Origin of the sequence: Streptomyces sp. NBC_01618 (genome assembly GCF_045209435.1) — a bacterium.
In the GTDB taxonomy this organism is placed as follows: Bacteria; Actinomycetota; Actinomycetes; order Streptomycetales; family Streptomycetaceae; genus Streptomyces.
The window spans coordinates 8130508-8153958 of sequence record NZ_CP109297.1 but is presented as its reverse complement, the minus strand read 5'-3'; the positions used below and the strand labels follow the sequence as shown (position 1 = coordinate 8153958).

The 23451-nt window shown below is 69.4% G+C and carries 24 protein-coding genes and 4 pseudogenes; 17 read left to right on the top strand and 11 right to left on the bottom strand.

Annotated features, from left to right (window positions below; translation table 11 throughout):
* Position 1 precedes the first annotated feature (1 nt).
* The 5 genes from OH735_RS38115 to OH735_RS38095 all read left to right on the top strand — a co-directional run bounded on the left by OH735_RS38115 (position 2) and on the right by OH735_RS38095 (position 4651).
* Positions 2–868, top strand: coding sequence for an alpha/beta fold hydrolase (locus OH735_RS38115; RefSeq protein ID WP_406378433.1), 867 nt, complete (start codon positions 2–4; stop codon positions 866–868).
* Positions 861–1112, top strand: a complete 252-nt coding sequence (locus OH735_RS38110; RefSeq protein ID WP_406378435.1) for a phosphopantetheine-binding protein — start codon at positions 861–863, stop codon at positions 1110–1112. Before OH735_RS38115 ends, OH735_RS38110 begins: the two co-directional genes overlap by 8 nt.
* Positions 1109–1696, top strand: a complete 588-nt coding sequence (locus tag OH735_RS38105; RefSeq protein ID WP_406378437.1) for a 4'-phosphopantetheinyl transferase superfamily protein — start codon at positions 1109–1111, stop codon at positions 1694–1696. Before OH735_RS38110 ends, OH735_RS38105 begins: the two co-directional genes overlap by 4 nt.
* A gap of 139 nt (positions 1697–1835) precedes the next feature.
* The gene (locus OH735_RS38100) at positions 1836–3278 is read left to right on the top strand and encodes a hypothetical protein (protein WP_406378439.1); all 1443 of its coding nucleotides are present in this window, start codon (positions 1836–1838) and stop codon (positions 3276–3278) included.
* A gap of 41 nt (positions 3279–3319) precedes the next feature.
* The gene (locus OH735_RS38095) at positions 3320–4651 is read left to right on the top strand and encodes a hypothetical protein (protein ID WP_406378440.1); all 1332 of its coding nucleotides are present in this window, start codon (positions 3320–3322) and stop codon (positions 4649–4651) included.
* Between the two features lie 8 nt (positions 4652–4659).
* Here OH735_RS38095 and OH735_RS38090 read toward each other — a convergent pair whose 3' ends face one another.
* Complete coding sequence (locus tag OH735_RS38090) at positions 4660–6159, bottom strand: DHA2 family efflux MFS transporter permease subunit (RefSeq protein WP_406378442.1); 1500 nt, start codon at positions 6157–6159, stop codon at positions 4660–4662.
* Between the two features lie 100 nt (positions 6160–6259).
* On the opposite strand from OH735_RS38090, the gene OH735_RS38085 reads away from it, so the two are divergent.
* On the top strand, positions 6260–6931 hold the full coding sequence (locus OH735_RS38085) for a TetR/AcrR family transcriptional regulator (protein ID WP_406378444.1): 672 nt from the start codon (positions 6260–6262) through the stop codon (positions 6929–6931).
* Here OH735_RS38085 and OH735_RS38080 read toward each other — a convergent pair.
* The gene (locus tag OH735_RS38080; protein WP_406378446.1) at positions 6879–7868 is read right to left on the bottom strand and encodes a cytochrome P450; all 990 of its coding nucleotides are present in this window, start codon (positions 7866–7868) and stop codon (positions 6879–6881) included. The two genes, OH735_RS38085 and OH735_RS38080, sit on opposite strands and share 53 nt — an antisense overlap.
* Positions 7869–7906: 38 nt before the next feature.
* Between OH735_RS38080 and OH735_RS38075 the strand changes: the two genes are divergently transcribed.
* Positions 7907–8311 (top strand): transposase, encoded by a 405-nt coding sequence (locus tag OH735_RS38075; protein WP_406378448.1) that lies wholly within the window; start codon positions 7907–7909, stop codon positions 8309–8311.
* Here the strand turns inward: OH735_RS38075 and OH735_RS38070 are convergent.
* From OH735_RS38070 to OH735_RS38060, 3 genes are all read right to left on the bottom strand, one after another.
* On the bottom strand, positions 8304–8549 hold the full coding sequence (locus OH735_RS38070) for a hypothetical protein (RefSeq protein WP_406378450.1): 246 nt from the start codon (positions 8547–8549) through the stop codon (positions 8304–8306). The genes OH735_RS38075 and OH735_RS38070 overlap by 8 nt on opposite strands.
* A 91-nt stretch (positions 8550–8640) precedes the next feature.
* Complete coding sequence (locus tag OH735_RS38065; RefSeq protein WP_406378452.1) at positions 8641–9225, bottom strand: hypothetical protein; 585 nt, start codon at positions 9223–9225, stop codon at positions 8641–8643.
* On the bottom strand, positions 9152–9556 hold the full coding sequence (locus OH735_RS38060; RefSeq protein ID WP_406378454.1) for an AAA family ATPase: 405 nt from the start codon (positions 9554–9556) through the stop codon (positions 9152–9154). Before OH735_RS38060 ends, OH735_RS38065 begins: the two co-directional genes overlap by 74 nt.
* A 428-nt stretch (positions 9557–9984) precedes the next feature.
* Here OH735_RS38060 and OH735_RS38055 point away from each other — a divergent pair, with 428 nt between their 5' ends.
* From OH735_RS38055 to OH735_RS38015, 9 genes and pseudogenes are all read left to right on the top strand, one after another.
* A complete protein-coding gene (locus tag OH735_RS38055; protein ID WP_406378456.1) occupies positions 9985–10410 on the top strand; it encodes a hypothetical protein in 426 nt (141 codons plus the stop codon).
* A complete protein-coding gene (locus OH735_RS38050; RefSeq protein ID WP_406378457.1) occupies positions 10407–11990 on the top strand; it encodes a multicopper oxidase family protein in 1584 nt (527 codons plus the stop codon). The genes OH735_RS38055 and OH735_RS38050 overlap by 4 nt, the downstream gene beginning before the upstream one ends.
* 126 nt (positions 11991–12116) lie before the next feature.
* On the top strand, positions 12117–12635 hold the full coding sequence (locus OH735_RS38045; RefSeq protein ID WP_406386928.1) for a hypothetical protein: 519 nt from the start codon (positions 12117–12119) through the stop codon (positions 12633–12635).
* A 207-nt stretch (positions 12636–12842) separates the two neighbouring features.
* Complete coding sequence (locus tag OH735_RS38040; RefSeq protein ID WP_406386335.1) at positions 12843–13931, top strand: hypothetical protein; 1089 nt, start codon at positions 12843–12845, stop codon at positions 13929–13931.
* A gap of 75 nt (positions 13932–14006) precedes the next feature.
* Complete coding sequence (locus tag OH735_RS38035; RefSeq protein WP_406386334.1) at positions 14007–14381, top strand: hypothetical protein; 375 nt, start codon at positions 14007–14009, stop codon at positions 14379–14381.
* A 356-nt stretch (positions 14382–14737) separates the two neighbouring features.
* Positions 14738–15946: a hypothetical protein gene (locus tag OH735_RS38030; protein WP_406386333.1), complete on the top strand. Its 1209-nt coding sequence runs from the start codon at positions 14738–14740 to the stop codon at positions 15944–15946.
* Positions 15947–16213: 267 nt separating this feature from the next.
* Positions 16214–16757 (top strand): annotated as a pseudogene (locus OH735_RS38025) (DoxX family protein).
* A gap of 450 nt (positions 16758–17207) precedes the next feature.
* Positions 17208–17315 (top strand): annotated as a pseudogene (locus OH735_RS38020) (transposase); the annotation flags it as partial.
* Positions 17269–17640 carry a transposase gene (locus OH735_RS38015; RefSeq protein WP_406386332.1) on the top strand — a complete coding sequence of 124 codons (372 nt, stop codon included), beginning with the start codon at positions 17269–17271 and terminating at the stop codon, positions 17638–17640. The pseudogene OH735_RS38020 and the gene OH735_RS38015, both read left to right, overlap by 47 nt.
* On the opposite strand, the pseudogene OH735_RS38010 reads toward OH735_RS38015, so the two are convergent.
* The 5 genes and pseudogenes from OH735_RS38010 to OH735_RS37990 all read right to left on the bottom strand — a co-directional run.
* A pseudogene (locus OH735_RS38010) lies at positions 17637–17765 on the bottom strand (aminoglycoside phosphotransferase family protein); the annotation flags it as partial. The gene OH735_RS38015 and the pseudogene OH735_RS38010 sit on opposite strands and share 4 nt — an antisense overlap.
* A 28-nt stretch (positions 17766–17793) precedes the next feature.
* On the bottom strand, positions 17794–18693 hold the full coding sequence (locus tag OH735_RS38005; RefSeq protein WP_406386331.1) for an IS3 family transposase: 900 nt from the start codon (positions 18691–18693) through the stop codon (positions 17794–17796).
* Between the two features lie 29 nt (positions 18694–18722).
* Complete coding sequence (locus OH735_RS38000; RefSeq protein ID WP_406382382.1) at positions 18723–19019, bottom strand: transposase; 297 nt, start codon at positions 19017–19019, stop codon at positions 18723–18725.
* 50 nt (positions 19020–19069) lie between these two features.
* A pseudogene (locus OH735_RS37995) lies at positions 19070–19360 on the bottom strand (aminoglycoside phosphotransferase family protein); the annotation flags it as partial.
* Positions 19361–19587: 227 nt separating this feature from the next.
* Positions 19588–20067, bottom strand: coding sequence for a hypothetical protein (locus OH735_RS37990; RefSeq protein ID WP_406386926.1), 480 nt, complete (start codon positions 20065–20067; stop codon positions 19588–19590).
* Between the two features lie 910 nt (positions 20068–20977).
* Here OH735_RS37990 and ltrA point away from each other — a divergent pair.
* Positions 20978–22741: a group II intron reverse transcriptase/maturase gene (gene ltrA, locus OH735_RS37985; protein WP_406384823.1), complete on the top strand. Its 1764-nt coding sequence runs from the start codon at positions 20978–20980 to the stop codon at positions 22739–22741.
* A 144-nt stretch (positions 22742–22885) separates the two neighbouring features.
* Here ltrA and tpg read toward each other — a convergent pair whose 3' ends face one another.
* Positions 22886–23443, bottom strand: coding sequence for a telomere-protecting terminal protein Tpg (tpg, locus tag OH735_RS37980; RefSeq protein WP_406386330.1), 558 nt, complete (start codon positions 23441–23443; stop codon positions 22886–22888).
* Between the last annotated feature and the right edge of the window lie 8 nt (positions 23444–23451).

The window sequence follows — 23451 nt, the reverse complement described above, 5'->3', positions numbered from 1 at the left end:
CATGTCAATCGTCGAGAACATGTCCCGGCTGGATCTGTCATACCGTGACGACGCGCCGCGAATTCGCACCAGGGAGGGCGTGGAGCTCTACTGCGAGTCCCGCGGTGAAGGCACCGTCATCACCCCGCTCCCCAATCTCGTCGCGACCGCGCCGATCTGGCGCGGGTTCACCGAGGAACTGGCCCAGCACCACCGCGTCCTGGTGTACGACCTGGCCAATCACGGGGCCTCCTCGCGGGTCGAGAAGGAGCCGACCTGGGAGGAGCACGCGGCCGATCTGATCGCGATGCTCGACGCGCTGGAGATCGAGTCGACCTATCTGATCGGCTCGTCCACCACCACGGTCTTCGCCCGGGACATGGCGCTGTGGCACCCGGACCGCGTCAAGGGCCTGGTGCTGTCGGGCCCGGTCTTCGGCCCCCAGGGCATGCGCCGCCAGAAGCAGTTGCAGCGGAACTGGCTGCGGACGCTGGAGAGCCACGGTCTCGCGGCCGTGTTCGACCACCTCTACCCCGAGATGTTCAGCTCGGAGATGAACGAGGCGCTCGGCACCCCGGGCTTCCTGGGGCTGCGGGAGGCCTTCATGGCGGTCTCCGACCCGGAGGAGCTGGCCCGGAGCTTCAAGAGCGCCGCGAACGACTCCCACAGCCCCGACCTGCCGCCGCGTATCGCCGCACCCACGCTGGTCGTCGTGGGCGACGACGACATCCTGCTGAGCCCGACGGGCGCCCAGGAGCTGGCCGACCAGTTCCAGGACGGCACCTGCCGGATCATGCCGAAGGCCGGGCACCAGCCCTTCTTCGACGACGCCGGGGCCTTCCAGTCCATCATCCTCGAATTCGTCAAGGACGTGGAATCGCGTGTCTGACGGGACACTCGAGGTCCGGCAGCGCATCCGGGCGCTGCTCGTCGATCTGTTCGGCAACGACCGCCTCGTCGGCAATGTGTCGGACACCGTGTCCCTCCGTCAGGCGGGCATGTCCTCCACCGCGCTGGTCAGCCTGCTGGTGGCGATGGAGGACGCGTTCGGCTTCGAATGGGACGAGGACGTCCGGCCCGAGGCGCTCCGCTCGATCGAGTCGCTGGCCGACCACGTCGTGTCGCTGCGTTGACCGAGGCGTACGGAGCGGCGGGGCTGGAGGTTCCTGCCGGCGCGGCTGCGGCGGGCGTATGGGCCCGATGGCGGCCGGTGCACCGGCCGTTCGGGCCGCGTCAGCAGTTCACGGCGGGCCGCCGGGCGGCCTCGGCGGCGCTGGCGGCGGCCGGGGCGGCCGATCGGATCGTCCCCCGTGATCCCGGCGGCCGGCCCCGCTTCCCGCGCGGATTCGCCGGATCCATCTCCCACACCGACCACCTGGCGGTCGCGGTGGTGGTCCCCGGCGCGGCGGCGGTCGGCGTGGACATCGAGAGCGCGGTCATCAGCCCTCGCGCGACCGCGTTCGTCCTGAGCGGGCAGGAGAGGCTGAAACTGCTGCCGTCGGCCGGAAAATACACGCCGCGTGAGTTGTTCGCGGCCAAGGAAGCGGCTTTCAAAGCGCTGTCCGGCACCGGGTCTCTGGGCGATTTCCTGTTCTGGCGGATCGAACTGCGCCCTGCCGACGGCGCTTTGACCGCGTCCTACCGCGGAGTTCCGGTAACCGTGTGGATCAACTCCGACGAGGATCTATCGCTCGCCCTGGCCATTTCGCCCGGGTGAGTTCTCCACAACTCACGATCACAGGTGCAATTGTCACTATTTCCTGATCAATCAGATTGGTAGCCTCCCATTTGGCCGGCAGAAGGGCCGACAGAAGGCTCGGGGAATGCGCGGCGATCGTGGGGGGCTGGTACGCGTCATGACGAAGCATAAGGTGCCGAACAGGCTGTTACGGGGACTGCTGGCCGAGGCGGGCTGGACCGAGGACTTCCTCGCCCGGCAGGTCAACGCGGTGGCCGCCGAGTCCGGTGTGGTGATGCGGCTGGACCGGCGGTCGGTGACGCACTGGCTGGCCGGCCGGCGCCCCCGTTCGCCGGTGCCCGAGCTGATCGCCGAGGCGATCTCGCGCGGGCTGCGCCGTCCGGTCGGCCTCGCCGACCTGGGGCTCGCCGGGCCGGCCACCGGTCCGGCCGTCCGGGAGGAGTGGGAGCCGAGACCTCGCTCCCGCGCCGCTGTCGACCGGCCGCCGGACGCCGATGCCCCGCCCCGGGACGTCGGTTCGGTGCTGGCCGGCCTGGCGCAGTCCGGCGAGAGCCGGCGTCGGATGCTGTCCGCCACCGCCTACCGCGTCGCCGCTCTCGACGTGCCCGGGTGGGCGCAGGCCGCGGCCGGTCCGCCCGGGCTGCCGCCATGGCCGGACCCGTCGTGCGCGCAGCGGCTGGAGCCGGGGCAGGTGGCCACGGCCGAGCAGATGGTACGGCTCTTCTCCGACCTCGACGACTCCTTCGGCGGTGGCCACGCCCGCGCGGAACTGTCCTGCTATCTGGCCTTCGACATCGCTCCCAGGCTTCATGCCGCCGGGACTCCGGCGCTGCGGCGCAGGTTCTTCACGGCCGCCACGCAGCTCACCTATCTGGCCGCGTTCATGTGCTTCGACGATGGGTGCCACGGGCTGGGCCAGCAGTACTACCGGGCCGCTCTGAGGCTGGCCGGCGAGAACAACGACCCGGCCGGCTACGCCGTCACACTGCGGGGGCTGTCGGTTCAGGCGCAGAGTCTGGGGCACCGTCAGCACGCCGTCGACCTCGCCGAGTCCGCGGCGACGATCAGCAGGGCCGCCACCGGACCGGCCCGCCAGGCGTTCTTCCTGGGCCAGGTCGCGGTGGCCGCCGCCGCGGCGGGGAACCGGCACCACGCGCTGACCGCGATCTCGGGCGCGGAACGGCGTCTGGACCAGGCGTGCTCCCGGACGGCGGCGGACGGCGGTGGTGCCATGGGCCGGTACCACCCCGCGTCGCTGGCGAACCAGGAGGCGGCCGTGCGGGCGCTGCTCGGTGACCGTAAGGGAGCGATCGCCACGCTCACCGAAGCCGCCCGCCACCGGCCGCAGCGGGAGCGCCGCTCGCGCGCCCTCGGCCACGCCCGGCTTGCCGGGCTGCATCTGGATCAGGGCGATCTCGACCAGGCCGTCACCGTCTGGCACGCCTTTCTCGACGACTCGACGTTCCTGACGTGCGGGCGCGCCACCATCGCGATGAACGTCCTGCGATCCCGGCTTCATCCGCAGCGCACCCACCGCGCCGTCAGGCAGTTGCTGGTCCGCACCGCCACCGCCTGGACTCCGGAGACGGTGGCCTCGTAAGTGCCGACGACATCCAATTCAGCCATCCGAGGTGAATGATCATGAATCGAACGATGCGGGTGGAGCGCTTCTCCGTCAGCGGGGTCCGGCCGGGGGAGATCGTGGTGGCCACCGGAACAACGCATCCCGAGCGGGGAACGGTCGGCTCGCCCGCGGCTCCGCTGCTCGCCGCGGCGCTGGGACGCGGCGAACCCGATCCCGGCGGACGGCGGATCCGGCTCCATCCGATGGACGGGACAGCAGAAGCCTCCGGCACCGGCGACGCGGTGCTCGTGATGGCCTCCTACCTGGAGCTGGACGGCCGGGCCGTCGGCCTGGGCGCGGCCGCGCACGCGGATGATCGCCCGGCCGTGGACATATGCGCGGAGCTTGTCGCGCAGTGGGCCGGGCTGTTGCGGTCGCGCCGTCTGCTGGTGGCGGCGCCCGAACCCGACTGCGCGGGTGCCCGGGCGGGTGTCGAGGCCACCCTCCGGGCGGCCCGCGAGGCGCGGCGGGACGTGCCGGTGTACGTGTACGGCCGGCCGGTCGCCGCGGTCGACCGGATCGCGCGGCTCACCGAGGCCGGTGTCGCGTTCGCGGACGATCTGGACGCCGTACCGGACAGCGGAGTGGTGGCGTTCCCGCCGCACGGCGTACCCCTGCCGGTGCGGGCGGAGGCCGCCGCACGCGGGCTCGGGGTGGTGGACACGACCTGCCCGCTGGCCGCTCTGGCCCATCGCGACGTCGAGGCCTACGCCCACCGTGGCGACACGGTGGTGCTGATGACCGGGGCCCGCGACACCGCGGGGGAATGGGTGTCGGTGTCGCAGGCCCCGGAGTCGGTGCTGACGATGCGGGATGCCGCACAGGCGTCCGATCTTCAGCGGTTCGGGGTCGATCCGGAGAGGCTTTCCCTCGTGGTGCAGACCGGGATCTCGGTCGATGACGCGGCCGGCATGATCACTGCTCTGCGCGAGCGCTACCCCCGTGTGCGCGGGCAGCACTACGACGCGCTCTGCTACGCCGCCACCGACCGGGCGGCGGCCGTCCGCTCGGTGGCCGAGGCCGTCGACCTCACGCTGGTCCTGGGGGCCGCCGACGATCCGGACGCCGGTCATCTGGAGGCGGAAGCCGCCGCGGGCGGCCGGGCCGTCCGCCGCCTGGCGGCCGCGGGTGATCTCACGGCCGCCTGGCTGACCGGTGTGAACGCGATCGGCGTGGTTCCCGCCCGGTCGGCCCCCGGGGCGCTGATGCCCCAGGTGCTCGATGCCCTGGCGGGGCTGGGGCCGCTCTCCGTCACCAACCGGGAGGTCAGGACCGGCCCCCGCCCGGGTGTCGACGGTGCGGCGCCCGGCTTTCCCGCCCTGCCGGGCGGGACCGTCGTCGACGCGTGAGATCCGGTTCATGACGTGGCGTTCGCCGACCGTTCCTCGCCGACTTCGCCGGCCTTCGCTTCGGCCTCCGGCCTGGGCGCCTTGATGTTCGGCAGGGCCAGCGCGATCAGGGAGGCGACCACCATGACGCCCGCACAGATCAGGAAGGCGACGCTGTACCCGTGAACGAGCGCCTCGACGGGATCGGAGTCGCCGACCGCGTCGGTGGTCGCGGTGGCGGCGATGGTGGTCAGCACGGCGAGGCCGACGGCTCCGCCGACCTGGCGGGAGGTGTTGAGCAGCCCGGAGGCCGCACCGGCGTCCTCGGGATCGACGTCGGAGGTGCCGGTGAGCGTGATCGACAGGAGCAGGAAGCCCAGGCCGATGCCGACGATCAGGGTCGGCCCGAGGATATGGGCCAGGAAGACCGGGGGACGGGCGGGCACCGCGGCCAGCCAGGCCATACCGGCCGCGACCACGAGCCCACCCATGATGATCAGGTTTCGGGGGCCGAGGACGAGGACGAGCTTGCGGGAGACGAAGCCGCCGACGATGACGATGAGGGTCACCGGAACCATGGCCATACCGGCTCGCAGGGCGCTGTAACCGATGGCCTGCTGCAGGTACAGGGAGATGAAGAAGAAGGAAGCGTTGAGGACCACTCCCAGCATGAGCATGATCAGGTTTCCGAGCAGCAGACTGCGCAGTCGGAGCAGCGCCCGGGGGATGAGCGGCTGGGAGCTGGTCAGCTGCACGGCCACGAAGCCCGCGATGAGGACCGCCGCCGCGCCGAGGGCGATAAGGACGTTGGAGGACCCCCACCCGTCGGCCGACGCCTGCGAGAGCCCGTAGGTGAGCGCCCCGATGCCCAGCGTCACGCAGAGGGTGCCGGGGAGATCGAGCCGGACCGGCTTGGTGCCGATCCGGGCGGGGAGCAGGCACCAGAGTGCCGCGGCGAACAGCGCGATGCCGGGGGGAATGTTGATGAAGAGCACCCACCGCCAGTTCAGCTCGCTGGTGAGCACGCCGCCGAGGAGTACGCCGGCCGTGCCGGCGAACGCGATGGTGATGCTCCACAGGGCCAGGGCGCGCTGCCGCTGGGTCTCGTCGGTGTGACTCGTGGTGATGAGGCTCAGGCTGGTGGGCGTGAGCGCGGCGGCGCCGACGCCCTGGATGAACCGGGACACGATCAGCATGGTCGGGTCGGTCGCCAGGCCGCCCGTGAGGCTGGCGGCGGTGAAGGCGATCATGCCGAACAGGAACACCCGTTTGTGGCCGAACAGGTCGCCCGCCCTGGCGGCCAGCAGCAACAGACCGCCGAGAGTGACCAGATAGCCGGTGACGACCCACTGCTGCTGGCTGACCGACATGTCCAGTGCGTCGCGCATCTGCGGCAGCGCCAGCGTGACGATCGTCGTGTCGAGCACCACCATGAAGAGCGCCACGCACGAGATGGCCACCACGACGCCGAGCGGCAGATTCGGCCGCAGGACCGCGGGGGTGGGTGGTGACTCTAAGGATGCAGACATTGCGCCTCCTGGTGAACGCCGTTCACCGTGAACGTTGTTTACTGTGAACAGCGTTTACGTTAGCTATATGATTCGGGGGTTGTCAACGATGGAGCGACCCATGCTGCTGCGAAAGGCCGACGTGGTCGAAGGGGCCCTGAAATTTCTCGACACCGAAGGGCTCGACGGACTGACCATGCGCAAGCTCGGTGCTGCGCTCAACGTGCACGGAGGAGCCCTCTACCGGCACTTCCCGAACAAGGCGGCCCTGCTGGAGGCGATGGCCAACAAGCTCACCGAGGGGGTCGGGGTCCCCTTGCCCGAGGCTCCCTGGCGCGATCAGATCTATGTCCTGGGCCAGCGGTTCCGGACGGCCATGCTGGCGCACCGAGACGGAGCGCGCCTGGTCAGCGGCACCCATGCCACCGGCGCCAACTCGATCACCGCCGGGAGTCTCGTCGTCGACGTCCTCTGCGGCGCGGGCCTGGCCCCCGCCCAGGCCGGATCCCTGGCCTTCTCCCTCTACTACTACGTACTCGGCCACACCCTCGACGAACAGAACCAGGCCCACGCGCCGGACGAGGGGTGGCAGAGCGGTGAGAACCCGCTCGCGAGCGCGCTGTCGCCCCAGTACGCGGAGGCCTTCGGCTCCCTCATGAACACCGACCCGGCGGAACGGTTCGCGTACGGGCTCAACACCTTCATCGAGGGCGTCGCGAGCCGGATCCCGTCGGCGACCGCTACCGCGCCCCGGGCACCCGCCCCACGCGCGTCCAGTACCGGGCCACGATGACCTGGGCCTCGGTGAGGGCGAACACGTCACCGATGCACTTGCGGTTCCCGGCGCCGAAGGGCAGGTAGGCGCCCTTGCGCGGAGTGGTCGACATGGTGAGCCACCGGTCCGGCTCGAAGCTGTCGGGGGCGTCGAAGTAGCGGGCGTCCCGGTTCAGCAGGAAGGGGCTGTACGACAGCTCGGTGCCGGCCGGTACGGGCAGCCCGCCAAGCGTGGTGTCGACGGCGGCGCGACGACTGAGCAGCCAGGCCGGCGGGTAGAGGCGCAGACCCTCGGCGACGACGTTGCGGGTGTACGGCAGCTTCCTCAGGTCCGCGGCCGTCACCGGGCGGCCAGCCAACATTTCGTCGAGTTCCGCGTGCAACTTGGCGGCGACCTGCGGGTACTCGTGCAGCAGGTGGAAGATCCACGACATCAAGACGGCGGTGGTCTCCGCGCCTCCGAGGAGCAGGGTGATGGACTGGTCGTGCAGTTCCTGGTCGGTGAAGCGCGTCCCCTGGGACGCACCGCGCCCAGAGTAGCGGCCCGCTCGACGCCGACGCCGGCCCTTCGAAGGTTCCGGTGCCGCGGCGGGCCCGTCGGCGGGCGTTGCGCCGTCGAGGTCGGCCAGGTCGGCGGCGAGGTGGCGCAGGTGCCAGTCCTCGTGCGCGCACGCCCCGTGGCACTTCACCCCACCAAGGCGCCGGGCGCCGGGCGCGTACAGCACGTGCCGGGTGTGATCCCGGTAGTTCTTCGTGTGGACGGCCGTCTGCTCGGCGCCCGGGTTGAGCCGGACGATCCAGAAGGCGTCGCCGTCCTGGTCCTGGAACTGCCAGGTCATGCGGATCTCGGCGGCGATGGCGAGGTCCGGCCAGTCGACGGCGCCGCCGGTGTCCTGCCCCTGCCAGGTGTGCAGGTGCACGCTGCTGCGGCCGGCGGCCGAGTCGGCGATCCACATTCCGGGGGTCCGAGCCCCGCACCGGCATCGACCCGTTCATGCACCTGGTCGCCCAGGTCATGAGCCAAGAGCCGTACGCCAGCGCCGAGCGCGTCTTCTGGATCGTGGACAACGGCTCCTCCCACCGCGGGCAGAAGGCAGCCGACCGGCTGACCAGCGCTTTCCCGAACGCGGTCATGGCCCACACCCCGGCCCATGCCTCCTGGCTCAACCAGGTGGAGATCTACTTCTCCGTCGTGCAGCGCAAGGTCGTGTCACCCAGCGACTTCACCGACCTTGCCCAGGTCGGGAACCGGCTCCGAGCCTTCGAAGACCGCTACAACGTCACAGCACAGCCGTTCCAGTGGAAGTTCACCACCTCCGACCTGGACGATCTGCTGGCCAGACTCGACCGGCACACCGCCGATCACCAGGAAGAATCCTCCGCCGGGCCAGCTACATGATCAACCCCCGAAGGACTTCCGAACGCGACCACTTAGCCAAGGGGATCTCCGCTGCCGCAACAGCGGCCGTGGTGAACGCGAAGTCCGCCGACTTCTCTTCCACCTCGGCGTCGGCGTCAGCACTGGCGGGGGCATTGTCCGCCTCGGCCGCGGCGTCTGCTCCCGTGGTGTGCGGGGCGAGGGTACGGCGTCGCTTGAGGACGACCAGGTCCTCAACGGTGGTGGCCGCAGCCAGCACCGGCGAATGGGTGGTGATGACGACCTGGATGCGTCCCAGGGGCGCTCCCTCAGCGGGCGGCGGTACTGCTGGGAGCGCAGGGACTGAGCCCTCAGATGGTCCAGCAGCAGAATCTGCAGCTGAGGAGATGCGCCTCGGGCTCCTCCACCAGAAACAGTGTCAAATCCGCGTCCCGGGCGGCTTCCAGCTCGGCCAGCACGGTGGCGATGTACAGCAGGTTGGCACAGCCCAGGCCGGAGCGTGTGATGTCTTCAACGGCCAGGCCCTGATCACTCATCCGGGTACGCAGCGCCCGGGCGATGGACACCAGCGTCGGGTCCGCGAACGACAGTCCCATGTGCTGGGGATGCGCCCCGGCGGTCAGCAGCCCGAGTGGGTCGTTGATCCTTTTGCGGGCCGCCTTGATCTTCTCGTGCTCTTCAAGACTCCTGAAGTGATCGGCCTGCTCCCGCTCGAAGTCCTTGATGGCTTCCTCCGCACCCAGCTCTGCGGCGAGGATCAACCGCAGCCGGTTTCCGGCACTGGAAGCCAGCTCCTGCTGGGCGTTGCGCATCGGCAGCAGGTAGACGTGCCGGATCGCGCGGCGCGCCTCCGGCTCCGGATCAACCAGTAGCCGGCCCGCCGACCACACCGGACGCTGCGGCCGGGCATCGGCAGGCGGCCGGGTGAACTGCACGGTGTAGCGGGCTCGGTGGCCCTCTGAGGGTCCGGGTTCCTCGGCCGCCGGCACCAGGGCCTGCAGGTGGGTGCCCGGCCTCGGCGGGCGTCAACCCTCCGTAAACGGCGGTCAGTTCCGCGCCGCTCTCCGCCCACGGATGGACGTCTTCAGCCTCCCACCACCTGCTGCGCCGGCCATCCAGCGGGTCGGTCAGCAGACGAAGCACGTCGATGAAGTTCGACTTACCCGCATTGTTCTCCCCCACCACGACCGTGACGCCCTGCCGCAGCGGAACGTCCATGTCCAGCAACGACTTGAAACCCTTGGCTCTGACACGCCCCAGATACAACTTCCACCACCGCGCCCACGAGGACGTGTTCCTGCGGGAACTCGTCTCCGTGATCCGTCAGCGCGGCCGGGCAGTGGCCGAAAATAGCTGGCCGAACCGCCGGCGAACGGGAAACACACCAGGTGGAATTCACTGCCGGAAGCGGCGACGGTTCTTCTCGGCCAGGGGTTTTCGTCACGCGCGAGCACCGTCATCGCATCACCTCCGCACAAGGCGGGTGTGGCCACCGGAGCCATGGGACGCGTCCCGCTCGGAATGGAGAGCGCGCACCACGTGGCCCATCCGAGGAGGAGTGGCTCGATCTCTACTCACCGCGTGGCTTTATTCTTTCTTTACCTTCCTGAGGAGTTCCGAGAAGAACTCAACTGCCTTGCGACAATGCCGTGTTCGGGTTGCACGCCACCGGGTATCGGGGTTGAATCGCTGACATGTCCTTACGTCCATCCCTGCTGTCCATGCGCATTACCGTCGCATTCCAGTCCATGCTGGTGCTCGTTCAGGTCGCCCTGGCGGGAGGTTTCCTGGGCGGTCACTTCGACATGCTGGCCATCCACGGATCGCTCGCCGTCGTCATCGTCGTGGTCGCCCTTCTGATGACGGTCGCCGCCTTCTTCGTACGACGCTCGGGCGGGCCCAAGTCGGTTCTCCCCGCCTCGGCCGTCGTGCTCCTGGCACTCGTGGGCCAGGTGATGCTCGGCGTCACCCGGAGCGTCACCCCCCACGTCCTGCTCGGCGTCGTCCTCGTCTCCGCCATTGCGCTGCTGTCCCAGCGCGTGATGACCACCCCGCTGCCCGCCAAGATCCCCTCCGCCTCCTCCCGGAGCGAGGACGTGCAGCCGGAGCCGGTCAAGTGAGGCGGCGCACACTGCTCGGTGCGGGCGGTGCGGTGCTCGGCGCCGGCGCCGTGACCGCGGCCGGCTGGCCGCTGCTGAGTGACTACGTGCGCGAGGGCCGCCCCGGCAAGGTGCTGACCAGCGAGACCGAGCTGCCGGCCGCCTTCCGCACGCCCCTGCCGGTCCCAAAGGTCCTGGAGCCGGTGTCGACGAGCGGCACCACCGACACATACGAGATCACCCAGCGCCACGCCGAGCTGGAGATCCTGCCCGGTCTGCGCACCAAGGCATGGACGTACGGAGGCACCTTCCCGGGGCCGACGATCGTCTCGCGCTCGGGGCGCCGCACCGTGGTGCGCCACCGCAACGAACTCGACCGCCCCAGCGTCGTCCATCTGCACGGCGGCCACACGCCGGCGGCCAGCGACGGGTATCCGACCTCCCTGATCCTGCCTGCCGACGGCTCGTACGACGCGCACCGTGTCCACCAAGACATGAGCGGCGGCGCGCACGGCATGACGATGGACCACGGCGCGATGGACCTCACCGAGGGCACTCGCACCTACACGTATCCCTTCGACCAGCGCGCCGCGACGCTCTGGTACCACGATCACCGCATGAGCTACACCGGTGTCGCCGTCTGGATGGGGCTCGCCGGGTTCCATCTCGTGCACGACGACGAGGAGGAGAGGCTGCCGCTGCCGCGCGGCGAGCGGGACATCCCGCTGATGATCACGGACCGTTCGTTCGCCGCGGACGGGTCGTTCCGGTACCCGTGGGTGGACAGTGAGTTGCGCACCCCCGGGGTCACCGACGCCTACATGAACGGGGTGCTCGGTGACGTCATCCTGGTCAACGGCGCTCCCTGGCCGGTGCACGAGGTGGACCGGCTGCGCTACCGGCTTCGCTTCCTCAATGGCTCCAACGCCCGCATGTACAAACTGGAGTTGGATCCTCAGCCGGAGGGCGGCGGCGGTTTCGTGCAGATCGGCAGCGACGGCGGGCTGCTCGACGCACCCCGCCGGCACGACACACTGGAGATCGCCCCGGCCGAACGCTTCGACGTCGTGGTCGACTTCTCCCGCTACCGGCCGGGGACCCGGGTACGCCTGGTCAACCGCTTCGGAGACGGCTCCACGGCACAGGTCATGCGCTTCGACGTCGGCTCCGGCTCCCCCCGGGACGACACGACGGTGCCGCAAAAGCTGAGCAAGGTGGCCCGGCTCGACCCGGCCCGCGCCGCGGTCACCCGCGACTTCCACTTCCGCGGCTCCAGCGCGGGCTGGACGATCAACGGCAAGGAGTACGAGCCTGGGCGCGCGCTGGCCCGGCCCCGTCTCGGGCAGGTCGAGGTGTGGCGGTTCACCACGAACTTCCACCACCCCATCCATCTGCACCTGGACCACTTCCAGGTGGTGTCGCGCAACAACGGCGGCATCGGGGCGTTCGACCACGGCTGGAAGGACACCGTGGACCTGGGCCCGGCCGAGGCCGTCGAGGTAGTCACCCGGTTCACGGACTACGCCGGCGCCTTCATGATCCACTGCCACAACCTGGAGCACGAGGACATGGCCATGATGGGCGATTTCGTCACCGAATAGCACCGCACCGCACCGCACTCACCGTCAGGAGGCGCCGCCGGCCATGTTCGGGACCACGCGGGAACGCATTCTCGACGCGGCAGCCGCCGTCCTGCGGGACTCGGGCTCACACCGACCACCAAGGAGATCGCCGCGGCGGCGGGCTGCTCAAAGGCCCTGCTCTGCAAGCACTTCGTGAGCAAGGCGGAGCTGTTCGCCGCGGTCCTCGCAAAACGCATTCCGCTGGATCCCCCGCCCCGCCCCTTTGGCCCCCTCGGCGGGGCGGGGCGGCCAGCGGGCGAACCTGTGCGCCCTCGCCCACTACGAGACCAACCTCCGGACCCTGGCCGCCTTCCACGCCGACCCGGCGCTCCTGGAGCGGCCTGGCACGCCGGCCGGCCCCGTCGACGGAACCGAAAACGGTGGCGGGGTATCTGCGCGCCGAGCAGATACCTGGGCCGGATCGCCAGTGCGGCCGATCCCGAGGCCCTCGCCTCATCGCTCCTCGGCGCCTGCCTGCGCGAGGTCTTCCGCGCCGCGTTCGCGCCCACCCAGGGCAGCCCGCAGGAGCGCGCCGACCGGCTCATGGACACGTTCCTGCCCGCCCCGCACACGGATCAGCCCACTTTTCGGGCACTTGACGCCCGCTTCACGCCCGCCCGGTGAGATACGGGCGACCACCATGAGCGGGCGCGGACGTCGCCCTGTCGAGGCGAGGATCCGATGCGAACATCCCGCCGACCAACTCGGTCTGCCGGCTGCGTAGTTCGAACCCATGATTCCCTCGTATCCCGCCGGGCGCTCACTGCCGCAGAAGGTCGCCGAGCCGGGTCTCCAGGGCTCGGGCGGCAACTGCTCCCCGCACCCGCGGGGATGGTCCCGGCGGAGAAGACCAGTCCGTACTTCGAGCAGCTGGCCGACGACGTACGCGTCCAGGGGTTCTGGCGAACCGTCTCCGCCCGCTCCTGCGAGACCATCGCTCACTGGGCACAGGCCGGCGCCGACCGGCTGCGCAACGGTGCCACCCGCCCGGACCTGCCGACCGCCGAAGCACTGCTCAAGCTCTCCGACGCAGCCCTGGCCTACAGCAGCCCACTTCGCGAGCGGCCCGATACCGACACCGTGGCCGCCGCCCAGAACCAGAACCCCACAGACATCCGCCGGCTGCGCAGCACCCTGCGGTCCAACGGCCCGCTCCCGTACACCACGAGGGACGATGCCGTGGCGGCCTCCCGCGCGATCGCCCGCGCCTTCCGGGCCTGGGCGGGCACCGACACGGGCAAGGAACTCGGTGCTTCCACGCACCGCCGGGTGGCGGAGTTCCGCGAGGCATGGCAGCAGCTGCCACCCTCGGAACTGCCCGCCGGCCCCGGGCCGGCGGCCGGACCCTACAGCACGGTCGCCGAACACGCGCAGGAAACCGTGGCCCGGGCCCAGGCCCAGCCGGGCCGCTTCGCGCCCTCCGACCTCGCCACCCTGCAGACGGTGGCCGATCTCGCCGAACACCACGGCGTCCGGCTCGCGGCCACCCTCCCACCGGCCTCACCGGGCCCCGCCACCCCAGCCGCAACCGTCCGGCAGAGTGCGCCGCGCCCCGCGGTGGCGCCCCTGAGACCGGCGGCCCGACCCGGACGCCTCGCCTGTCGGCCTGATATCCGAACGCATGGCCTGCGGTTCCCGAAGCGGGACTGGAGGAGATCTCGCAGGGGCTCAGCCCCACTCAGCCCCACTCAGCCCCACTCAGCCCCGCTCAGCCCCGCTCAGCCCCGCTCAGCCCCGCCTGATTCAGTTGTCCGTCAAAGCGGATCAAGCCCAGTGGCGCCTGGTGAGAGGACCCTCGGCTGCAGCCCGGGAACCGGCTCGCAACATCGGGTTCCGCGCGAGTATTCCGACGCAACGGCTCTTCGGCGCGTGGTGGACCTCACGCGAGAAGTAGTTCATCGTTCAACCATTCGGGGTTAGTGTCTTCAATGCCAGCAAGGCAAACGGGGACTAACTCGCCTATGTGCATCACAGGGTGGAGAAAGAGGGGAAATCATGAAAAGCGGCATCGTTCGTCGGACTGTCGTCGCGATCGCCTCGACCGCCATCGCAGCAGCCGGGCTTCTCGTCACCGGCGGCACCGCCTCGGCGGCGACGCACCCGAGCAGCACCCAGCCGGGCGCCGTATCCACCGTCCGGATCACCGACCGCCACGACGGGGACCGGCACGGCGCATTCGGCGGCCGTGGCCCCTGGCAGCAGGATCGCGATGGAGGCCGCCACCGGATCCGGCACGACGACCGCCACGGCTACCAGGCGCGGATCGACGAAGAGCGTCGCCAGTGGGTCCTCGACCAGATCCGCTGGGCCGAGGACCACGGGTACACCTACTGGGGCAGCCTGGAGCACCACGACCGTTCACACCGCTGAGAATCGCGGGCATCAGGGCCATCTCACGCTGCCAGCCGGTGCCCGCCCGCCCACAAGGCCGAGGCGCTGGACCTGGACGGCCACCTCGACCCGTTCCTGAACGGGACGCCCTGAACGTACCCGGCACGAGGACCGGGCCCGGGTGAGACTCCTCCGACTGCCCGGGACTCCCTGCGCCGAGACCGCATCGTGCCGGGCCGCTGTCGTACGACAGCGGGCCGATCGTCGCGGCGAGGACTCACCGTTCGGAGCCACAGGACCGCAAGGCCGCCGAGCGCTCCGCGAAGGGGTGCGTCGGGGGCTGCCGATCGGATGGGCGGCCGTCGCGGATGAAGGATGAGGCAGGAGCCGGAAGCATGACAGCACACGTTCTTGCGCGAGGTCAGGCCGTCGCCGTGTGGTGGCGGGACGCGGGCCGGGCCTGGTGGCCGCCACGAGTCGTCCGGTCGGTACGGCCTGTGGCGATACGGTCCGCGACGGTACGGCCGGCGGTGGTGCGGACTGTCAAGGTCCTGATCGCGGCCCTCCTGACCTGGCAGGCCGCTTCGTGGTGGTTGCCGGGGGAACAGCGGTATCTCGCCGTGGCCACCGCACTGGCCATGGCCAGTGCCCCCAGCGTCTACCGGTCGGTGACGCAGGCGTTGCGCAGTGTGGGTGCCCGGGCGGCCGGGCTGGCGGTGGCCGTGGGCGTCGTGTGGCTGCTGGGTCCGGCCGCGGGGAGTGCCGCCGCCATTCCGGCGATCGCGCTGGTCGTGGCCGGGCGGCGGGGTTCGGACGGCCGTGTGCAGGTCGCTTCGACGGCGGTGCTGGCTCTGGCCGCGGCGACGGCCGTTCCCGTGGGTCATGTGGTCTCGCTGACTCTGGCGGCGTTGACCGGGGCTGTGGTGGGGGTCGCGGTGAACGCCCTCGTCCTGCCGCCCGTGCACCTGGGCGCCTCCGGTTCCGCGGTGCGCGGTCTGGCCGTGGCCATGGGGGAACTGCTCGTCGACATGGGCCGTGGGCTCAGGGAGCGGCAGCACGCCGACCGCGCGGACACCTGGCTGGAGAGTGGCAGGCGCCTGGAGGACCTGGCGGTGCGGGCGCACGAGGACGTCCGTGAGAGCCAGGAGAGCCTGCGCTGGAACACGCGGTGCGTCGCGGTACGCGGACGACGCGAGCCGTCGGGCCACGGCGAGATCCTGCGCGCTCTGCACCGGATCACCTTCCAGGTCCGCGGCATCGCCCGGACGCTGGCCGACACCGTCGACGACCACCGCCTGGGGCAGATGTTCCTCGACCGCTACGCGGCGACCCTGGAGGCGGCGGGCGAGGCGGTCACGTACTTCGCCGCCCCCGGCCCGGCCGACGGCCCGGCCCGGGACGACGCCCGCGAGCGACTGCGCCGGGCCATCGACGACGCCGCCCAGTGGCACACGATGATGACCGGCGAGATCGAGCACGGCACCCTGACCGAGCCGGGCGCCTGGCACGTATACGGATCACTGATGACCGACACCGAACGCCTGCTCGCCGACCTCGACCGCGCACCCCGCCCCGCCGTGTCCCCACAGACCTCCCACCCGTAGGCAGAAACAATCCCCGACCGCCGAGCCCCGGTCCGACAAGCTCGCCGTCTCCCCGCCCTGCCGCCCCCGATCAGGATCGCTTGTGGACGCCTGGGTGCCGGGGTGCTGGGGTGCCCGGACGCCTGGGTGCCGGGGCAAGGCCGCTGACTACCCCCGCGGGGCGGTGCCGACGCCATCCTCGAAGTAGTTGAAGTTTCATTTATCAGCTACCCCGAGACGGATGCTTGAACTATCAAGTAAGGCTCTTCTCGGAAAGATCCGTTCAACATGGCTTCCACTCTCACCCGTTCCCTCGATCCCACTCCGGCGTCACCAACGGCACCTCGCCGCACGCCTATGACGTCGGACTGCTGATCATTCGCGTCGCCCTCGGACTGACCGTCGCAGCCCACGGTGCGCAGAAGCTGTTCGGCTGGTTCGGCGGCGGAGGCCTCAAGGGCACCGGCCAGTTCTTCGAGATGAGCGGCTACCCCTCGGGCGAGACGATGGCCGCCATCGCCGGACTGAGCGAGATCCTCGGCGGGCTCGGCCTGGTGCTCGCCTGCTGACGCCGCTCGCCGGCGCCGCCGTCCTCGGCACCATAATCAACGCCCTGGCCGTCAAGTGGGGCGGCGGCTTCTTCGCTCCGCAGGGCGTCGAGTACGAAGTCCTGCTGGCCGCCGGTGCCGCCGGACTCGCCCTCACCGGGCCGGGCAGGATCGCCATCGACCGATTCCTGCCCGGGCTGCGTGCACACCGGCTCGCATACGGGGCCGCCGCCGTGGCACTCGCCGTGGTGCTCGCCGGCCTCGTCCTGCTCATCCGCAACTGAGCGCCGCCGCTACCCGCAGCGCCTCCTCCAGTCGGAGCACCCAGGCGTAACGCGGATACGGCAGACAGAGCCGACCGCGCGGCGGCGCGGTCGGCGAGAGTTGCCTTTATCACGACTCACGACTCACGACTCACGACTCACGGCTCACGGCTCCGGCACGACTCCTGGGCTCTGTCGCTACTTTGACCAGCGGCAGACCGAAGCCGCGGAACGGGTCCGTCAACACGCCTCCCGGGCTCCGCAGGCTGCTCAGCAGCGCCCAGTGCAGCAGCCGGCTGTGGTCGTTCCGCCCGCCTCAGAAAGTCTCTGATTGCGGCGCGGCTGACAGCTGGACGGCGGGCTGCCCCTTGATGTGGTCGATGAACGTGTGCCACTGGGGGGACGCCAGCAGCACGGGCCCGTCGGTAATCTTCGAGTCGCGCACCCCGGTCCGGTCCCCTGTGAACCGGGGCCGCGGACGCGGTGCGCGGGCGGCTGGACTGGAAGTACATGCGGGGACTGGAGCTCGCCGATGCGGGCTTCGACCACTCGGTACTCACCGAGTTCAGGGACCGGCTTGCAGGAGGCGATCCAGCAGGTGCGGGTCCAGGAGGACACCCGGGAGCGGAGCGAGCAGTACGCACACCGGGCTGGTGCAGAAGGCACGATCTCCCAGGAAGTACGGGCGTTCGGCCTGCGACGATGCAGGTATCACGGCCCGGCCGAGGCGCGGCTTGCAGCACCAGCTCACCTCCGCCGCGACGAATTTCTCATCGTCTCAACCGCCTGGTGGACCGGTACTCCACGGGCCCGGACGCGTATTTCTCACCTGGCAGTGCTCCGGCCCATCGCGCAGAACACGTGCTCGTCGGCGTTCACTTCAGCGACGAGGGTTCAGGCGTAGCGGTCGGCGAAGCGCATGCCTGCGGGAATCCCGTGCAGCAGGGCGAGGGCCGTCGAGCAATGGGCCACGTCCAGGTCGGCCGGCCCCCAGGAGGTCTCCACCCAGTCGACGACACCACTGATCTGTCAATCCCCTGATTTCGTAGAGACCTTGTTATGCAACTTGGCCCTGATAGTGGGTGTGGTTGCGTGCTTCTTGGATGGTGTTCTCGAACGTGACGGGCGGCTGCCCGCCGGCGGCGCTGTGGCGCCTCCTCGTGTTGTAGAAGTCGGTGATCCAGGTCGCGGTCTTGATCCTGGCCTCGGCCCGGGTGTCGAAGCGGTGCCGGTGGACGTACTCGACCTTCAGCACAGAGTGGAACGACTCCGCGGCGGCGTTGTCCAGCGCCGACCCCACGCGCCCCATCGACTGCACCACGCCCCACCGGCCGCAGAGCTGCTGGAACGCCGCACTGGTGTATTCCGAGCCGCGGTCCGAATGAAAGATCACGCCGTCCACCTCGCCACCCCGGGTGGCGATCGCCATCTGCAGTGCGGCGCTGACCAGGGAGGTGTCGTGCCGGGAACCCATGGCGTAACCGAGTGCCCGGCGGGAGAACGCGTCGTGGACGGAGGCAAGGTAGAGCTTGCCCTCGCCGGTGTCGATCTCGGTCATGTCGCCCCACCACAGCACGTCCGGAGCGATGGCGTCGAACCCGCGTCGCACCAGGTCAGGAGAGGCTTTCCGTTTGCCCTGCCGCGTCAGCGACTTGCGTCGACGCGGCGGCCTGCGGCCCTGGAGGCCGAACTCGGCCATGATGTCGGCGACGGTGTTCCGCGACACCTGCCAGCCCTCCTCCCACAGATCCAGCGTGATCCTCGGCGAGCCGTACGTTCTGCCCGACCGGTCGAAGAAATACCGGATCCTCTCCGCCAGCTCGGCCCGTCTCACCTCGCGTTTCGTCGGCCGGTCAGGGCGCCGGTGCCACTTGTAGAACCACGCCTCCGACACCCCCAGAGCACGGCACGAGACGCGATACGGAATGTTGCACTCGGTCTTCTGGTCGCTGATCACCCCGACGACAGCCGTCGGGTCCGCCGCAGCTACTTCACCCAGATGACCATGCAGCGTTTGAGGACATCACGCTCCATGACCAGCTCCTTGTTGTCCTTCCGCAGCTGGGCGTTCTCCCGCCGCAACCGGACCAGTTCCTCGCTCTCCACCGCCTGGCCGGCCCCGGCCCCGCCGACCCTGCGGGCTCGCGAGACCCAGCTCGCCAGCCTCGTCTCGTTGATCCCCAAATCCTTCGCGACCTGCCCGACCGGCTTCCCGGTCTCGGTCACGATCCGCACAGCCCCCTCACGGAACTCCGCGTCGAACTTCCGCCTCTTCTCCGCCATGACTCCCAACTTCCCCTGCAGTCACGGTCTCTACGCTACGAGGGAAGACTCACACTCGTGTCACTGAGCAGGCGCAAGATGGTCGCCTCACGGGTCAGCAGGCCCTCTGCATGCCGGACGTAGAAAGGCCTGACGAAGGACCGCAGGACGAGTGAGCGCCGACCGCCCGAACCACAGAGGTCCAGACGACACATCTACGACGTCCAGCCGCCGCGCAGCCGCACCACCTTCTCGATGCGCTCCGCCTCGGACAGCCCCTTCTCCACCCAGGAGCGCGTGGCACCCCAACCCTGACTGCCAAGATCCGCGCCGATGTCCTCGGCCCCCTCACCCGAACCCATTCAGGCAGACTATCCGTCTCCCGGTGCACGCATCCCTGCGAGCAGAGCCTCCCGAACATCATCAGGCGCTAGCCCCGGTCCAGCGTGTTCGCACAGGTAGGTGCCACAGGACCCGCAAGAGAACTCCGAGTCCCACCACAACTCATCGTGAAGGATGAACTGGTTCACCTGTCGCACCGCCATGCTGCCGCACTCGCAACGCGATGCGATCTTCGCTGTCTGACCAGTCACCCGGGCTCCCTGACGTTCCACTCCCGCGGCAGATCCTCGCCGCAGAAGACGCAGACGAAGTCCTCCTCCCGCACGATGTTGAGCTCCCGGCAGGAGCGGCATCGGCGGAAAACCACCTCGTGCGTGTACCCGGACGGTCGATGGATCCCGATCCGATCCAGGGCCTCGGCCACGGCTGGCCATGAGCTGACGTCCGGGCAGTAGCCGGTCGACTGGTTGCTGACCTCCTCGACCACCCACCGCCCGGACTCCTCACGGAAGCTCATCTCACCGGCGCTCAGCACCTCTCCGCCGCCAGCACACACCACGTGCTCGCTGCGGCGCGGAGCCAGTCGCAGCACCCCGCCGCCATCGACGACGAACGTGAACGGCTCGGCCAACTCATCCAGGGGCAGCGCAGAGACCCACTCGCCGAAGTCCGCCGACGAGCGGATGCTCCGACCATCACCACCACCCGCCCGGACGAGCGCCTTCAGCTCAGCCGGACCCGCATACCGACCTCTGCCCTCGCGTCTCCACGCACACCAACCTACTGGCTCACACAGCCAGGACCTGGGAAATACGGGCTCTGGTGAAGATCGCGATCGTTGACAGGGCGAGACTGCGGCCTCGGCGTCAGCCATCAAGACCCGGTGCCAACTACCGTGTCCCGGCTCACGACACAGCACGCTCCACTCGCCAACTCACGCGCTCACTCGCCAACTGAAGCGCTCAGTGTGCGACACGAGGTCGCACCAGGTAAGTAAGGACAGCCGTATGAAGGGAAGTTGAGGAAGCTGGACTTCGGGCCAGTGTCCAGGGCCCGTCCCCACGCTCCCATGCGTCGCTGGTAACGGCGGGGTGTGAAGCGGAGCGTTCAAGCCCAAGAGCGTCCCGGCCATCGGGGTGCAACAGGTGAGGGGAAGGCTGGACGGGCGAACGCAAGTGAACCCTCGATGATGCCTCGTGACTTTAAGATCGCGTCGATGGCGTGTTGGCGGCGGTCACAGGACCCGGTGCTGAAAGGCACCAAGCGACCTTCGGGTAACTGAGCCCGGAGGGAGGACACCGCTGGTCCCGGGGTAGAGGGGGCGCCCACCCCAGCCGCGTCTTACTGGTGCGGAACGTGGAAACCCCGACGGGGTCCAAGCCTCGGCTTGGTAGGCCGACCGCAAGGAAGGCGGAAGTCCCCGGCGGGAGAAGGAAGATCCAAGAAGCGAAGGCCGGCGGGCCGAAAGGCCAGAGGAAACCGGGAGATCGGGACCTTCACCCGCTCTCGCATAACTCGCCGGATACGGGCCCGGGTGGTCCGGCCCGAAGGGGCGCCCACGTGGATCAGGTGAGCCTTTGAAGTCACCACTGCAAGGAAACCGGAACCAAGGGACAAGTTAGACACCGGAGGCAAACATGGGGATCACGACACCTGTCGTGACGTCCTCGCCTGCGGTGAACGGACCCGAGGACGTCTTACTCGACTGGCACGGCATCGACTGGGCCACCTGCGAGGAGAACGTACGGCGGCTGAGGCAGAGGATTTTCAAGGCGACGCAGGACGGGGACCTCAAGAAGGTCCGCAACTTGCAGAAACTCATGCTGCGAAGCCGCAGCAACACGCTGATCAGCGTGAAGCGTGTGACGCAGCAGAGCAGTGGTCGCATGACCGCTGGCATCGACGGGGAACGGGCCCTCACGCCGAAGGCGAGAGGCACGCTGGCGGCCGAGATCCATCGGTCGTCGAAGCCCTGGAAGGCCATGCCGGTCAAGCGTGTGTTCATCCCCAAGAGCAACGGGAAACAGCGACCGCTCGGCATTCCGGTCATCCGTGACCGGGTCCTCCAGGCCCGCGTGAAGAACGCGCTGGAGCCCGAGTGGGAAGCGCGGTTCGAGCCGAGGTCCTATGGCTTCCGGCCCGGCCGCAGCTGCCAGGACGCGATATCCGCGATCTTCTGGACGGTGAAGGGCAAGAACCCGAAACGTCTATGGGTCCTGGATGCGGACCTGTCGGCGGCTTTCGACCGCATCGATCACGACCACCTCATGACCATGCTGGGCCAGTTCCCTGCCAAGGATCTGATCCGGGGTTGGCTGAAGGCGGGCGTGATCGACCGGGACCGATTCGCACCGACGAAGGAGGGAACTCCTCAAGGCGGTGTGATCAGCCCGTTGTTGTTGAACGTTGCTCTGCACGGACTGGAACAGGCCGCAGGGTGCCAATACACGGTGCGGGCCGGGCGCGAGCCCGGCGCGATGCCCGGCACCCCGGTGCTGGTGAGGTATGCCGACGACTTCGTCGTGCTCTGTCACGACGAAGCGGAGGTGCACCAGGTCAGAGCCCGGCTGGAGGACTGGCTGGCGCCGAAAGGTCTTCACTTCAACGAGGAGAAGACCTCGGTCGTCCACCTCGATGAGGGGTTCGACTTCCTCGGCTTCAACGTCCGCCGGAAGGGTCAGAAGAAGCTGATCATCACCCCGAGCACAGCGGCCTGCGCGAGGCTCCGGGCGCGGCTGCGGACCGAGGTGAAGGCCCTGCACGGGGCCAACGCCGAGGCCGTGTTGCGCAAGCTGATCCCGCTCGTTCGCGGTTGGGCGGCCTACTACCGGGCGGTGGCGTCCTCGACAACGTTCTCGTCGCTGGATCACTACATGTGGCGGCTGACCTTCAAATGGGCCAGGCGTCGTCACCGCAACAAGTCGAGGTACTGGGTCGTGGACCGGTACTTCGGCAGGTTCCACCCGTCCCGGCGTGACCGGTGGGTGTTCGGCGACCGCGACAGCGGCGCCTTCCTCATCAAGTTCGCCTGGACCGGCATCGTCCGCCACCAACTCGTCAAGGGCGGGGCGTCTCCGGACGACCCCGCTCTGGTCGAGTACTGGCGGGATCGCCGCCGCAGGAAAGCGCCGCCGCCGATGGACAAGACGAGTCTTCTCCTGGCGGTTCGGCAGCAGGGGCTGTGTCCTCTCTGCAAGCAGGCGCTGATTGTCGGAGCCGAGTACGAACCGGACAGTCCACGCGAGTGGATCAACTGGTTCGCGGCCTCGAAGAAGATGCTCCACAAGCATCACTTCACCTACCGGCGAGACGGCGGCACGGACAAGCGGAACAACCTTCGCCTCGTGCACTCCGAATGCCACCGCCAGCATCACGCTGGCGACAGCGCACGGACCGCATAACCCTGCTGACCTGCGAAGCCCTCGTGGCTTGCTTGAGCCGGATGCGCTGAAAGGTGCACGTCCGGTTCTGAGGGGGCCGGGTCACGGCAACGTGATCCGGCTACCCGACCACACGGGGCTCGCGGGCTGTTCGGGGTACGGCTGCTACAGGTCGAACTCGAGGTGCTCGATGTCCGTGAACCGGACCTCTTCCAGGCTCCCGGCGCGGCGGCCGCCGTCCTGGAAGTACACCTCCTTGAGCGCTTCGGCGGCGATTTTCTGGAGGCGGGCGTCGCTGGCGCCGGCCTCCTGGGCCTCGAAGAGGCGGGCGGCGTAGATCGGGGGCAGGGCGACGGTCAGGTGCCGGATGCGGTCCTGGTCCGTCGACCCGATCGGCGCGGTGTAGCCCATGCGGGCCCGGGTGTCGATGACGATGCCGCCCGTGCTCGCCGCCTTCGCCTTGGCCTTCGCCCGGATCTGCGGCTGCCACCGCTTCTTCACCTCGCGCTCCAAGCGCGCGGCGAGGTCCGGGCGGGGCTTCTTGATCTGGTCCTTCACGTACCGCTCGACGGTGCGCTGGGAGACCCGCAGCATCTGGGCGAACGGCTTGGTGCCGCCCAGCTGCTTGACCAGGTACCGCATCTGCGGGCCCGCGTTCTTCGGTGCCGGGCGGGTGAACGCCTTCTGCACCGCGGCGTCCAGGCTGTCCCCGATCAGGCTCATCGTGGCCT

Coding starts and splice junctions, on each gene's coding strand:
- OH735_RS38040 (WP_406386335.1), top strand. CDS start 12,843: ATGGTCCCGGCGGAGAAGACCAGTCCGTACTTCGAGCAGCTGGCCGAC.
- OH735_RS38000 (WP_406382382.1), bottom strand. CDS start 19,019: ATGGCGGAGAAGAGGCGGAAGTTCGACGCGGAGTTCCGTGAGGGGGCT.
- OH735_RS38090 (WP_406378442.1), bottom strand. CDS start 6,159: ATGTCTGCATCCTTAGAGTCACCACCCACCCCCGCGGTCCTGCGGCCG.
- ltrA (WP_406384823.1), top strand. CDS start 20,978: ATGGGGATCACGACACCTGTCGTGACGTCCTCGCCTGCGGTGAACGGA.
- OH735_RS38030 (WP_406386333.1), top strand. CDS start 14,738: ATGACAGCACACGTTCTTGCGCGAGGTCAGGCCGTCGCCGTGTGGTGG.
- OH735_RS38015 (WP_406386332.1), top strand. CDS start 17,269: ATGCGGGCTTCGACCACTCGGTACTCACCGAGTTCAGGGACCGGCTTG.
- OH735_RS38085 (WP_406378444.1), top strand. CDS start 6,260: ATGCTGCTGCGAAAGGCCGACGTGGTCGAAGGGGCCCTGAAATTTCTC.
- OH735_RS38100 (WP_406378439.1), top strand. CDS start 1,836: ATGACGAAGCATAAGGTGCCGAACAGGCTGTTACGGGGACTGCTGGCC.
- OH735_RS38075 (WP_406378448.1), top strand. CDS start 7,907: ATGCACCTGGTCGCCCAGGTCATGAGCCAAGAGCCGTACGCCAGCGCC.
- OH735_RS38095 (WP_406378440.1), top strand. CDS start 3,320: ATGAATCGAACGATGCGGGTGGAGCGCTTCTCCGTCAGCGGGGTCCGG.
- OH735_RS38115 (WP_406378433.1), top strand. CDS start 2: ATGTCAATCGTCGAGAACATGTCCCGGCTGGATCTGTCATACCGTGAC.
- OH735_RS38080 (WP_406378446.1), bottom strand. CDS start 7,868: ATGTGGATCGCCGACTCGGCCGCCGGCCGCAGCAGCGTGCACCTGCAC.
- OH735_RS38055 (WP_406378456.1), top strand. CDS start 9,985: ATGTCCTTACGTCCATCCCTGCTGTCCATGCGCATTACCGTCGCATTC.
- tpg (WP_406386330.1), bottom strand. CDS start 23,443: ATGAGCCTGATCGGGGACAGCCTGGACGCCGCGGTGCAGAAGGCGTTC.
- OH735_RS38035 (WP_406386334.1), top strand. CDS start 14,007: ATGAAAAGCGGCATCGTTCGTCGGACTGTCGTCGCGATCGCCTCGACC.